1 protein-coding gene is annotated in these 263 nt (G+C 57.4%); it reads left to right on the top strand.

The window, feature by feature from the left end; genetic code table 11:
• The coding region (locus Q4563_RS20465; RefSeq protein ID WP_336623068.1) for an OB-fold nucleic acid binding domain-containing protein at positions 1–263 on the top strand (263 nt) is incomplete at both ends.

Below are 263 nucleotides of genomic sequence, written 5' to 3' on the forward strand. Positions count from 1 at the left end.
GCTAATGGCCATCCAAACGACTTCAGACGTAAACACCTGGCCGGTGACCTGAAGGCGGAACACGGCGACAAGGACAAGGCAACGCTGGCGGAAGAGAAGCACCCGGTCGTGGTGGCTGGTCGTGTGATGCGTCGTGGCGGCCCTTTTGTTGGCATTCAGGACAGCAGCGGCGCCATCCAGTTTTATCTGGCCAAGCCCAAACAGAAAGAAAGCGAGATCTGGCCGTTACTGGATATCGGCGATATTGTCGGAGTTTCCGGCAC

The organism is Gilvimarinus sp. 1_MG-2023 (assembly GCF_030548285.1).